The sequence below is a fragment of the Mycobacterium numidiamassiliense genome, assembly GCF_900157365.1.
In the GTDB taxonomy this organism is placed as follows: domain Bacteria; phylum Actinomycetota; class Actinomycetes; order Mycobacteriales; family Mycobacteriaceae; genus Mycobacterium; species Mycobacterium numidiamassiliense.
Genome location: NZ_FUEZ01000003.1, coordinates 1,116,403 through 1,128,364, shown reverse-complemented (window position 1 = coordinate 1,128,364; position 11,962 = coordinate 1,116,403). Strand labels below are relative to the sequence as shown.

The 11,962-nt window shown below is 65.0% G+C and carries 14 protein-coding genes; 7 read left to right on the top strand and 7 right to left on the bottom strand.

The annotated features are described in order from the left end of the window. Window positions 1-4: 4 nt before the first annotated feature. From MNAB215_RS05235 to MNAB215_RS05215, 5 genes are all read right to left on the bottom strand, one after another. Window positions 5-265 (bottom strand): hypothetical protein, encoded by a 261-nt coding sequence (locus MNAB215_RS05235; protein WP_077077756.1) that lies wholly within the window; start codon window positions 263-265, stop codon window positions 5-7. Window positions 266-371: 106 nt separating this feature from the next. Then, the gene (locus tag MNAB215_RS05230; RefSeq protein ID WP_077077755.1) at window positions 372-824 is read right to left on the bottom strand and encodes a DUF5078 domain-containing protein; all 453 of its coding nucleotides are present in this window, start codon (window positions 822-824) and stop codon (window positions 372-374) included. Between the two features lie 64 nt (window positions 825-888). Next, on the bottom strand, window positions 889-1,815 hold the full coding sequence (locus tag MNAB215_RS05225) for a crotonase/enoyl-CoA hydratase family protein (protein WP_077077754.1): 927 nt from the start codon (window positions 1,813-1,815) through the stop codon (window positions 889-891). Then, on the bottom strand, window positions 1,812-2,123 hold the full coding sequence (locus tag MNAB215_RS05220) for a hypothetical protein (protein ID WP_077077753.1): 312 nt from the start codon (window positions 2,121-2,123) through the stop codon (window positions 1,812-1,814). The genes MNAB215_RS05225 and MNAB215_RS05220 overlap by 4 nt, the downstream gene beginning before the upstream one ends. Before the next feature lie 26 nt (window positions 2,124-2,149). Then, entirely contained in the window at window positions 2,150-4,180 is a 2,031-nt protein-coding gene (locus MNAB215_RS05215; RefSeq protein ID WP_077078436.1) for a prolyl oligopeptidase family serine peptidase, read from the bottom strand. Window positions 4,181-4,257: 77 nt separating this feature from the next. Here MNAB215_RS05215 and exaC point away from each other — a divergent pair, with 77 nt between their 5' ends. From exaC to MNAB215_RS05185, 6 genes are read left to right on the top strand one after another with little or no spacing between them, the layout of a single operon-like run. After that, window positions 4,258-5,781 carry an acetaldehyde dehydrogenase ExaC gene (gene exaC, locus MNAB215_RS05210; protein ID WP_077077752.1) on the top strand — a complete coding sequence of 508 codons (1,524 nt, stop codon included), beginning with the start codon at window positions 4,258-4,260 and terminating at the stop codon, window positions 5,779-5,781. Next, a complete protein-coding gene (locus MNAB215_RS05205; protein WP_077077751.1) occupies window positions 5,781-6,278 on the top strand; it encodes a DUF779 domain-containing protein in 498 nt (165 codons plus the stop codon). The genes exaC and MNAB215_RS05205 overlap by 1 nt, the downstream gene beginning before the upstream one ends. 10 nt (window positions 6,279-6,288) lie before the next feature. Continuing rightward, window positions 6,289-6,567: a putative holin gene (locus tag MNAB215_RS05200; protein ID WP_174604519.1), complete on the top strand. Its 279-nt coding sequence runs from the start codon at window positions 6,289-6,291 to the stop codon at window positions 6,565-6,567. Further along, entirely contained in the window at window positions 6,560-7,126 is a 567-nt protein-coding gene (locus tag MNAB215_RS05195; protein ID WP_077077750.1) for a hypothetical protein, read from the top strand. Before MNAB215_RS05200 ends, MNAB215_RS05195 begins: the two co-directional genes overlap by 8 nt. An 18-nt stretch (window positions 7,127-7,144) precedes the next feature. Next, entirely contained in the window at window positions 7,145-8,539 is a 1,395-nt protein-coding gene (lpdA, locus tag MNAB215_RS05190) for a dihydrolipoyl dehydrogenase (RefSeq protein WP_077077749.1), read from the top strand. A 3-nt stretch (window positions 8,540-8,542) separates the two neighbouring features. After that, the gene (locus MNAB215_RS05185) at window positions 8,543-8,818 is read left to right on the top strand and encodes a hypothetical protein (protein ID WP_077077748.1); all 276 of its coding nucleotides are present in this window, start codon (window positions 8,543-8,545) and stop codon (window positions 8,816-8,818) included. Here the strand turns inward: MNAB215_RS05185 and MNAB215_RS05180 are convergent. Next, window positions 8,809-9,399, bottom strand: coding sequence for a carboxymuconolactone decarboxylase family protein (locus tag MNAB215_RS05180; RefSeq protein ID WP_077077747.1), 591 nt, complete (start codon window positions 9,397-9,399; stop codon window positions 8,809-8,811). The two genes, MNAB215_RS05185 and MNAB215_RS05180, sit on opposite strands and share 10 nt — an antisense overlap. Next, window positions 9,396-10,814 (bottom strand): acetate metabolism transcriptional regulator RamB, encoded by a 1,419-nt coding sequence (gene ramB / locus MNAB215_RS05175; protein WP_077077746.1) that lies wholly within the window; start codon window positions 10,812-10,814, stop codon window positions 9,396-9,398. Before ramB ends, MNAB215_RS05180 begins: the two co-directional genes overlap by 4 nt. A gap of 162 nt (window positions 10,815-10,976) precedes the next feature. Here ramB and MNAB215_RS05170 point away from each other — a divergent pair, with 162 nt between their 5' ends. Further along, window positions 10,977-11,771, top strand: a complete 795-nt coding sequence (locus MNAB215_RS05170) for an acyl-[acyl-carrier-protein] thioesterase (RefSeq protein WP_077077745.1) — start codon at window positions 10,977-10,979, stop codon at window positions 11,769-11,771. Window positions 11,772-11,962: the final 191 nt, after the last annotated feature.

Genomic DNA, 11,962 nt, shown 5'->3' with positions numbered 1-11,962 from the left:
TTCGTTACAGCGCCACCAGCTCGCGCACGGGATTGTCGTGCACTTCGGCTCCGCAGGACCGGCAGTGCGTTCCCGGGTAGCGCCTGACCCGTCCGACCTTCAGCGCGACGTCAGAGTGTGCGGTCCGGGTAGACACGACGCCCAGGATGTCGAGGATCTCGCCGTCATCGAGAGCGTGCACGTGGGCCACGCCCGCGGCCGAATTTGCGCGGTCGAGAATCGCTAGCGCGTCGAGCCGGCCGTCGTCTGCAAAGTGTGGGTGCATGCCCCAACTATGTCGTGCGGAAACGCTGGGCAATATCCGCCGAACAGCCCGTCGGGGGAGGAAATCGTTGTCCCCCGATGGGGGGACAACGAGGGTGCGAGGTCGGTTACGACCAGTTCCACACCGACATGTCGCCGGCAGGGTAGTTGGCGCAGGATTCGGTGGCCTTGGCCACGACACCCTTGTTGTTCCAGAAGACCTTCATGTGGTTCGGCCAGGCCACCCACAGCGGGTCGGAGACGGGCGCGTAGAAGTTCTCGGAGTAGTTCCGGCGGTCGGCCGGGGACAGCGAGTAGAACCAGTGCGCCTTGTCGATCGTCGCCTGCTGGACGTTCGGGTGGTTGTTGAAGTCGATCATGTAGCGCTGGTAGTACACCGGGCTGGTATCCCGGGTGGCCGCCAGCAGCTGCTCGGCGTCGCAGGTGGTGTTGATCATCCGGCGTGGGATCGGAAAGTCCTCCGTGGAGTCGGCCACAGCTGTCTTCGGGAAGACCGCAGCGGCGATACCCAGAGCGAGAAACACGGCACCTGCGCGCAGGCCGTTACTAAGCCGAGACATAGCGTCCACGGTAACACTTTTGGGTCGCACGGGGCCAACGGTTCCGGATTTTTAGTCGACCTTACTAATCCTCGCCATCAGGAACGATGACGTGCGAAGGGTCGGGCCGCAGCTCGGGCGGCGCCTGACTGTAATCGCCGAACGGGCCGTCCCGGCGCTCGACCGCGGCCCGCACCCCCTGCGTCTCGGCGAACCGGATGAACCCCAGGGCGTCCGGGGTGTTACGCATCAGGCCGTCGAGAATGCCGCCCAGCGTCTGCGTCGATGCCAGGCCCATGTTCTCGTAGGCCTGGTTGACGATCAGTTTCTGCGCCCGCAACTGCGACAGCGGGATCCGCGCCAGCTCGGCGGCGATCTCGGCGACCCGCGCCTCGAGCCGTTCGAATGGCACCGCCTCGTTGATCAGCTCGACGTCGGCGGCCTGGACGCCGGAGAGCGGTCGCCCGGTCAGCGAGTGCCACTTGGCCTTGGCCAGGCTCAGCCGATACAGCCACATCCCGGTCAGGTAGGCCCCCCACATCCGGCTGTACGGGGTGCCTATCACGGCGTCTTCGCTGGCGATGACGATATCGGCGCACAGCGCGTAGTCGCTGGCCCCGCCGACGCACCAGCCATGCACCTGGGCGATCACCGGTTTGGACGCCCGCCAGATGGCCATGAACTTCTGCGTCGGCCCGGTCTCGCGGGCGCTGACCATCGCGAAATCCTTGCCGGGATCCCACTGCCCGTCGGTCATCATGGTTTCGCCCCAGTGCTGGAAGCCGCCGCCGAAGTCGTAGCCCCCGGAGAAGGCGCGGCCCGCGCCGCGCAGGACGATGACCTTGACGTCCTGGTCGCGCTCGGCCAGCCCGATGGCCGCCTCGATCTCGTCCGGCATGGGCGGGACGATGGTGTTGAGCTGCTCCGGGCGGTTCAGCGTGATGGTCGCGACCGGGCCGGCCGTCCGGTACAGCAGCGTTTCGAATTCGGGCCTCTGGTCGCGCGGGGTCATTCGGGATCAGGCTCCCGGTTGTCCGGGTTCGACGCATAGATCTGCCCGCCGATCTTCAGATACGGCGTGATCATGTAGGCCGAACCCACGATGATCGCGGTGAAGATCACCCCCGAGGCGATGGCGTTCGGCCAGAGTTGGCCCGTCCCGACGGCGAAACAGACGATGCCGATGATCGACGTCGCCCAATAGAAGTGCCGGCCCCGCCGGCGGTCCTTGACGAAGCGGTAGCGCGCCTGCGCGTGCCCGGCGATGATGAAAACCAATCCGGCCACCACCAGCGCGGTTTCGATGCGTTCTATCGGCACGCAGACATCCTATGGCCGGCCCTGCGTCAGGCGGACAGCATCCGCCACAGGAACGAATAGCTCAGCGCCGCCTTGAACGCGGCCTGCTCGTTGTCGGCCGCACCGGCGTGCCCGCCCTCGATGTTCTCGTAGTACCAAATCCGATGACCGGCCTTCTCTAGCGCTGCCACCATCTTGCGGGCATGGCCCGGATGCACCCGGTCGTCGCGGGTGGACGTGGTGAACAGCACCGGCGGGTAGCGTTTGGAAGCCGAAATATTCTGGTATGGAGAATATTTGGAGATGAACGCCCAGTCGTCCGGATTGTCCGGGTCGCCGTACTCGGCGACCCACGAGGCGCCCGCCAGTAACAAGTGGTAGCGCTTCATGTCCAGCAGCGGGACGTCGCAGACCAGCGCGCCGAATTTCTCCGGGTACTTGGTCAGCATGATGCCCATCAACAGCCCGCCATTGCTGCCGCCCTGCGCGCCGAGTTGATCGACCGTCGTGATGCCGCGTTTCACCAAATCGTCTGCTACAGCGGCGAAGTCCTCGTCGACCTTGTGCCGGCCCTCGCGGATCGCCTGCGTGTGCCAGCCCGGTCCGTACTCGCCGCCGCCCCGAATGTTGGCCATCGCGTAGGTGCCGCCCCGGGCCAGCCACAACCGGCCAAGGACACCGCTGTACCCCGGCGTCTTGGACGACTCGAATCCGCCGTAGCCGCCCAGCAGTGTCGGGCCGGGCGTGCCGGCGTCGCGCAAACGTACGACGAAGTACGGGATCGACGTCCCATCCTTTGACGGCACGAAATACTGTTGCACGTCCAGGTTTTCAGCGTCGAAGAACGCGGGTGCGGACTTGATCTGTTCCAAGTGTTCGGCCTCGGTGCCGCGCAGCAGCCGCGAGGGTTGGTCGAATCCGCTTGAGTCCAGGAAAAACTCGTCGCCGGTGTCGTCGGCGGAGACGACCACGGTGTTGGTCGCCGCGGGGATGCCGGAGACGGCTGCGCGCCGCCACGTTCCGGGTGTGACGACTTCGACCCGGCTGGCCACATCGGCCAGTGTCACCAGCAGTAGCCGGTCGCGGGTCCAGGCGCTCTGATGCAGGCAGGTGTGCGTATCCGGCTCGAAGACCACCTGCAATTGTGCTGTACCGGAAAGGAATTCGTCGTAGTCAGCGGCCAGCAGTGACCCGGCGCGATAAGTGGCGCCACTGAAGGTCCAATCGGTGCGCGGCTCGATCAACAGCCACTCGCGGTGAATCGACACGCTCGCATCGCTGGGTACTTCGATGCGAATGAGCTCCGCGCCGCGGACTTCGAAAATTTCGTCGTTCCAGAAGTCGATGGCGCGACTGGCAAAGGTCCGCTCGAAACCTGGTGTCCGATCGGCATTCGCCGAGATACTGACGTCGGTGCCGGAACCTTCGAAGACGGTCTCCGCGTCGGCCAGCGGGGTGCCGCGGCGCCACCGCTTGGCGATGCGCGGGTAGCCGGACTCGGTGAGCGTGCCGGGACCGAAGTCGGTGCCCACCAGCACGGTATCCGGATCGGCCCAGCCGATTTGCGACTTGGCCTCCGGCAGCGCGAACCCGTCGGGAATGAATTCGCGTGTCAGCATGTCGAATTCGCGCACGACCACCGCATCCGAGCCGCCGCGAGACAGGCTGACCAGTGCGCGCGTCAGCTCCGGTTCGATCACGGTGGCGCCGGCCCACACCCACTTCTCATCGTCCGCCCGCCCGAGTTCGTCGACATCGATCAGCACATCCCACTCGGGGGAGTCGCTGCGATAGCTGTCCAGCGTGGTGCGCCGCCACAGCCCGCGTGGGTTGGCGGCGTCGCGCCAGAAGTTGTAGAGGTACTCGCCGCGGCGGCGCACGTAGGGGATCCGGGCATCGGTGTCCAACACCTCGAGCGCCTCGGTGCGCAACTGCTCGAACCGGGCATCGCAGAATTCGGCCTGAGTCGGCTTGTTGCGCGCACGGACCCAATCCAGCGCGGGCGCGTCGGTGACGTCCTCGAGCCACAGGTACGGGTCGTCGGGCAAATTGGGGTCCTCGGCAGGCTGCGCTGTCATGGAAGCCATTGTGGCCCCAGCGGTAGTGTGAGCTGTATTACAACTGTGGTTGACGATCCGAGCGAGGAGGCGAGCAGATGACTGTTTTCGCACGTCCAGGTTCTGCGGGGGCATTGATGTCGTACCAATCGCGATACGACAACTTCATCGGAGGCCAGTGGGTCCCCCCGACCAAGGGGCTGTACTTCGAGAACCCGACGCCGGTGACCGGGCAGGCCTTCTGCGAAGTGGCCCGCTCCGATGCGGCCGATGTCGACAAGGCACTCGACGCCGCGCACGCGGCGGCCCCCGCGTGGGGTAAGACCGCCCCGGCCGAGCGCGCCGCGATCCTGAACAAGATCGCCGACCGGATCGAGGCCAACAAGGACTCGCTTGCGCTGGCCGAAGTGTGGGACAACGGCAAACCGATCCGCGAGGCGCTGGCCGCCGACATCCCTTTGGCGGCCGACCATTTCCGGTATTTCGCCGCGGCCATCCGCGCTCAGGAGGGTTCGCTGTCGCAGATCGACGAGGACACCGTCGCCTACCACTTCCACGAGCCGCTCGGGGTGGTGGCGCAGATCATTCCGTGGAACTTCCCGATCCTGATGGGCGCATGGAAGCTGGCGCCGGCACTGGCGGCCGGCAACACCGTGGTGCTCAAGCCCGCCGAGCAGACGCCGGCGTCCATCCTGTATCTGATGTCGTTGATCGGCGACGTGATTCCGCCCGGCGTGGTCAACATCGTCAGCGGTTTCGGTGTCGAGGCCGGTAAGCCGCTGGCATCCAGCGACCGCATCGCCAAGGTCTCGTTCACCGGGGAAACCACCACCGGGCGCCTCATCATGCAGTACGCCTCGCAGAACCTCATCCCCGTCACCCTGGAGCTCGGCGGCAAGAGCCCGAACATCTTCTTCTCCGACGTGATGGCCGCCAACGACAACTTCCAGGACAAGGCGCTGGAAGGTTTCACCATGTTCGCCCTCAACCAGGGCGAGGTGTGTACCTGCCCGTCGCGCAGCCTTATTCAGACCGACATCCACGACGAGTTCCTCGAACTCGCCGCGATCCGCACCAAGGCCGTCCGTCAGGGCGATCCGCTGGATACCGAGACGATGCTGGGTTCGCAGGCCTCCAACGACCAGCTGGAAAAGGTGTTGTCCTACATCGAGATTGGCAAGGAAGAGGGCGCCAAGCTCATCACCGGCGGCGAGCGCGCCGAGCTGGGTGGCGACCTGTCCGGCGGCTTCTACGTGCAGCCGACGATCTTCTCCGGCAATAACAAGATGCGCATCTTCCAGGAAGAGATCTTCGGCCCGGTGGTCACGGTGACATCGTTCAACGACTACGACGACGCGATGCGTATCGCCAACGACACCCTCTACGGTTTGGGCGCGGGCGTGTGGAGCCGCGACGGCAACACCGCGTACCGAGCGGGCCGTGACATCCAGGCCGGCCGGGTGTGGGTGAACTGCTATCACGTCTATCCGCCGCACGCGGCGTTCGGCGGATACAAGCAGTCCGGTTTCGGCCGCGAGACCCACAAGATGGCGCTCGACCACTACCAGCAGACCAAGAACCTGATGGTGTCCTACGCCGACAAGGCGGTCGGGCTGTTCTGATGAACAACCCGACCGCGCCGGCTGCGGCGGTCATTACCGCCGCCGCTGCCGAGCTGTTGATCCGGCTGCAGGACCGCCACGGGCCGGTGATGTTCCATCAGTCCGGCGGCTGCTGCGACGGGTCGTCGCCGATGTGCTACCCGCTCGGGGACTTCTTGGTCGGCGACCGCGACGTCATGCTCGGGGTCCTCGACGTGGGCGCGCAGGGGGTGCCGGTGTGGATCTCGGGTCCGCAGTATCGGGCCTGGAAGCACACCCAGCTGGTCATCGACGTGGTGCCGGGCCGTGGCGGCGGGTTCAGCCTGGAAACCCCGGAGGGCCTGCGGTTTCTCAGCCGTGGCCGGGTCTTCACCGACGACGAGAAAGCGCTGCTGGAAGCCGTACCGGTGATCACCGGGGCCGATTACGAACACGGCGAACGCCCGTCGACGCGCGGCCCGGTTCTCGACCAGGCCACGCCCGAAACGTGCCCGCCTGGTGGCCGGGAACCGCAGTAAGGTCGTCAGCGTGGTCCCGTTCCCGCGTCCCTGGCTGCTGGCCAGCGCCATGCTGATCGGCAACGCAGTCGGGCTCTTGGCGGGCGTGGCGTTCACCGTGATCGTGCAGGCGCGCGTCCATCCCGAGACCGTCATCGCGCTGGTTGTCGGGGTGCCCAGCATCACCGGTTTGCTGGTGATCCTGTTCTCCGGCCGTCGGTGGGTCACCGTGCTCGGCGCGTTCATCCTGGCCCTGGCACCGGGCTGGTTCGGGGTGCTCGTCGCGGTCCAGGTGGCTTCGAATGGCTGACAAAGAGGTCGAGCGGGACCACGCCACCAATCCGGGCACCGAGGCGTTCGTCCCGGACTTCGGGGACACCGGTGAGCAGTCGGTGCCGTTTACTCCCGACTTCCACGACACCGGCCCGCTGTCGGCCAAGCAGCCCGCCGAGCCGGCGGCGCAGACCGACGATGAGCCCGAGACGCCCGACGCGGAGGCCGATCCGGCCGCGGCATCGGTGCATCCGGTGAGCGTGCCCGGTCGATACCAGTACCTGAAGTGGTGGAAGTTGGCCCTGGTGATCCTCGGGGTGTGGATCGCCGCGGCCGAGGTCGGCCTGAGCCTGTTCTATTGGTGGTACCACACCATCGACAAGACGGCGGCGGTGTTCATGGTGCTGGTCTACGTCGTCGCGTGCACCGTGGGTGGGGTGATGCTGGCGATGGTGCAAGGCAGGCCGCTGATCTCGGCATTGTCCATCGCGGTGATGTCGGGACCGTTTGCCTCCGTGGCCGCGGCGGCGCCGCTCTACGGCTATTACTACTGCGAGCGCACGGGTCATTGTCTGATCGGCGTCATCCCGTATTGACCCACTAGGGTAGGTGCCGTGACCCACTATGACGTCGTCGTCCTCGGGGCCGGTCCCGGCGGATATGTCGCAGCAATTCGCGCCGCACAGCTCGGCTTGAACACCGCAGTCGTCGAACCCAAGTACTGGGGTGGAGTCTGTCTCAACGTCGGCTGCATCCCGTCCAAGGCGCTGCTGCGCAACGCCGAACTCGCGCACATCTTTACCAAAGAGGCCAAGACATTTGGCATCAGCGGCGAGGCGACATTCGACTATGGTGCTGCCTTCGACCGCAGCCGCAAGGTGGCCGAGGGCCGTGTCGCCGGTGTGCACTTCTTGATGAAGAAGAACAAGATCACCGAGATTCACGGCTACGGCCGATTCACCGACCCGCACACGTTGTCGGTCGATCTCAATGACGGCGGCAGCGAAACGGTCACGTTCGACAACGTCATCATCGCCACCGGCAGCAGCACCCGGCTGGTTCCCGGGACCTCGCTGTCGCAGAACGTGGTCACCTACGAGGAACAGATCCTGTCCCGGGAGCTGCCCGAGTCGATCATCATCGCGGGAGCCGGTGCCATCGGCATGGAGTTCGGCTACGTGCTGAAGAACTACGGGGTCGACGTGACCATCGTCGAGTTCTTGCCGCGGGCGCTGCCCAACGAGGACGCCGAGGTCTCCAAGGAGATCGAGAAGCAGTTCAAGAAGCTAGGCGTGAAGATCTTGACCGGGACCAAGGTCGACTCCATCACCGACGACGGGTCCGTGGTCCGGGTAGCGATCAGCAAGGACGGAAACGCCGAAGAGCTCAAAGCCGAAAAGGTGTTGCAGGCCATCGGTTTTGCGCCCAACGTCGAGGGCTACGGACTCGAAGCGGCCGGCGTCGCGCTGACCGACCGCAAGGCCATCGGGATCACCGACTACATGCGGACCAACGTCGACCACATCTACGCCATCGGTGACGTCACCGGCAAGCTGCAGCTCGCGCACGTCGCCGAGGCGCAGGGTGTGGTGGCGGCCGAAACCATCGGCGGTGCAGAGACTTTGGCGCTCGGCGACTACCGCATGCTGCCGCGTGCGACCTTCTGCCAGCCCAATGTCGCCAGCTTCGGGCTCACCGAAGAGCAGGCCCGCGACGAAGGGTACGACGTCGTGGTGGCGAAGTTCCCCTTCACCGCCAACGCCAAAGCGCACGGCGTGGGCGACCCGAGCGGTTTCGTGAAGCTGGTCGCCGACGCGAAATACGGTGAACTGTTGGGCGGGCATCTGGTCGGCCACGACGTGTCGGAGTTGTTACCCGAGCTGACCCTGGCGCAGAAGTGGGATCTGACGGCAACTGAGCTGGCCCGCAATGTGCACACGCATCCGACCATGTCCGAGGCGCTGCAAGAGTGCTTCCACGGCCTGACCGGCCACATGATCAACTTCTAGCCGATGATTCGCCTCGACACCGTTGTCGGTGCGATCGGCGGCCTCACCGTCGGTTACGTGTTGTGGCTGCTTGCCATTTCGATCGCCGGTGACAACGCGACGGCGGGCCGATGGGCTCCGGTGATCCTGATCGTGTCGGCCGTGCTGGCGCTCTGCGCCGGGGTGTGGGGCTGGCAGCTAGGCCGGAGCGGACGCTATCCCTGGGCGGCGTTGGCGTTCGGCCTGCCGATACTGCCGGTGGTGTTGACGTTGGCCGTGCTTGCCGACATCTACGCGTGACGGCTGCCCGGGTAGTCCAGCGGGATGTTCAGCGCGGTTATCGTCGCGGCCAGAGCATCGTATTGCGTTGCGAGCAAGCAGAATTCGATTAGCCTCCGCCGGTCGAGATGACTCGCGAGTTGCTGCCAGGTGTCCTCGTTGATCGACCGATTCTTGATCAGCTCATCGGTCGCCTTCAGCAACGCAAGCTGGCGGGCGCTCAGAATGATTTGCGGCCCTTCGCTTTCCGGAGCATTCGGCCAGGCGAAAATCGTGGCCTGCATGTGGGCGTCCAGCCCGTGTTGGCGGGCCATCTGGCGGTGGTGTTGCAGCTCGTATTCGCACGAGCGCAAATGCGCGACGCGCAGGATCACCAACTCGGTGTCGACGCGCGGTAGCCTGCCGTGCAGCAGGCGGCCGCCATACATCGACCAGGCCCAAAACAAGCCTTGGCGCTGGCCGAGCGTGGTGAACAGATGCATCTCCGCCGCCCGCGTCGTGCGCGCGGCGCCCTTCGCGAGCATCCAGTTGATCGGTCCCAGGCGGCGCAGCTTGCTCGAGGACGGGACCCGGCCGACGTGATCGGCTGGTGCGTCGCTCATGGCTGCTTCACCAGATACGGGGACACCGTGCTGCGATGTTCGTCGAGATCGAGGGCTTTGCCCAGGGCGGGGAATGCCCGCTGCGGGCAGTTGTCACGTTCGCAGACACGGCAACCCGCGCCGATGGGTGTGGCGATTTCCCCGGACAAGTCGAGTCCTTCCGAGTAGACGAGCCGGTGCGCATGGCGAAGCTCGCAGCCCAGCCCGATGGCAAAGGTTTTGCCGGGCTGACCATACCGTGCAGGGCGTCGCTCCACCGTGCGGGCCACCCACATGTAATTGCGGCCGTCGGGCATCTGCGCGATCTGCACCAGAATCTTGCCGGGGTTGGCGAACGTCTCGTACACATTCCACAGCGGGCAGGTCCCGCCGCTGGAGGAGAAGTGAAAACCCGTGGCGGACTGACGTTTTGACATGTTCCCTGCCCGGTCCACGCGGACGAACGAGAATGGCACGCCGCGCATCGACGGCCGCTGCAGCGTGGAGAGCCGATGTGCGATGGTTTCGTAACTGACCGAATAGAACGCCGACAGCCGCTCGACGTCGTAGCGGAAGTTCTCGGCGACGTCGTGGAACTGGCGGTAGGGCAGCACCGCGGCCGCAGCGAAGTAGTTGGCCAATCCCAACCGGGCCAGCGTGTGTGACTCCGGGCTGGTGAACTTGCCCTCTTCGACCATGCTGTCGATCAGCCCGCCGTACTCCAGGTAGGCCAGCTCGGCGGCCATCTTGAACACCTGCTGCCCCACCGAGAGATGGTTGCTGAATTCCAGGGTGTTCGACCCGGGGTCGTAGCGGTGCAGCACGCTGTCTCCGAGGTCGATGCGCCTGGTGATGTGCACCCCGTGCACTTCGGTGAGCCGCCGCGTCAGCTCGCGGGCCAGATCGCCGTGGTGCAGCCGCATCTGATTCGTCAGGTCTTCGGCGGCGGTGTCCAGCTCGTGCAGGTAGTTCTGGCGTTCGTAGAAGTAGTCGCGGACCTCTTCGTGCGGCATCGTGATCGAGCCACTCCCGCTGCTGCCGTCGAAGAACCGCTCTTCGGTCGCGGCCGCGAGCTGGGCGGTGGTGATCCGGTAGCGCCGGTGCAGGTTGACCACCGCGCGTGCCAGGGCGGGGTGGGCGCTCACCATCTCGGCGACTTCGGGCGGTTCGACGTCGATGTCCAGGTCGCGGTCCATCGTCACTTCCCGCAGCTCGGCGACCAGGCGAGTGTCGTCCTGGGGCGCGAAGAACGTCGCGTCCACCCCGAACACCTCGGTGATGCGCAGCAGCACGGCGACCGTCAGCGGTCGAACGTCGTGCTCGATCTGGTTGAGATAGCTTGGCGAGATGTCCAGCATCTGGGCCAGTGCGGCCTGACTGAACCCGCGCTCGCCGCGCAGTTGTCGAACGCGTGATCCGACGTAAGTTTTGGACACTTTACTCAGGGTACTCGCCAGTGCGAAGACGAGGTTCGCAGACTTGGCATCCGTCGCCGTCGAGAGGCGATTGCTATTCGACGGACCGTGTTGGCATGATTCGCAGCGGGTGCCTCGGGGTTAACCTGAGGCACGGATGAAGGGACAGCGGGGAGCAAAGCCGTGAGCCTGGACAAAATAATGATGCCGGTGCCCGACGGTCACCCCGATGTATTCGATCGCGAATGGCCGCTGCGTGTCGGGGACATCGACCGCACCGGTCGGCTGCGGTTGGACGCGGCCTGCCGGCACATCCAGGACATCGGTTCGGACCAGCTCCGCGAGATGGGCTTTGAAGAGACCCACCCGCTGTGGATCGTGCGCCGGACCATGGTCGACCTGATCCGCCCGATCGAGTTCCAGGACATGCTGCGCTGTCGGCGCTGGTGTTCGGGCACGTCGAACCGGTGGTGTGAGATGCGGGTTCGCGTCGACGGACGCAAGGGCGGGCTGATCGAGTCCGAGGCGTTCTGGATCAACATCAACCGGGAGACCCAGATGCCGTCGCGCATCTCCGACGACTTCCTCGAAGGTCTGCACAAGACGACCTCGATTGACCGGCTGCGCTGGAAGGGTTACCTGAAGCCGGGCAGCCGCGACGACGCCACGGAGATCCACGAGTTCCCGGTCCGGGTCACCGACATCGACTTGTTCGACCACATGAACAACTCGGTGTATTGGAGCGTGGTCGAGGACTACCTCGCGTCGCACCTCGAGCTGGCCACCTGGCCGCTACGCATCACCATCGAGCACGAGGCTCCAGTGGCATTAGGCGACAAGCTGGAAATCCTCTCCCATGTTCACCCGGCCGGCTCCACGGATAAATTCGGCTCCGCGCTCGCAGATCGGCCTGTTACAACGCTCACATATGCGGTCGGCGACGAGACGAAAGCCGTCGCATCGATCTTCGCGATCTAACCGGACAACCGTCCTATTAAATCCCCGCGTGACCTGCGAATTTGGGGTTACTGACGGGTAGCTTCTGAAACGGTTAAGTTCTTAGCTGCCTTCGCAATCTTTGCAAAACTGCCTTGCGTCGTTGCCGAAATTGGCAATTGAAATGGGTGGACCAGCGTCAACCGGCTGTGCCATGGTCGTGTTAACACGCC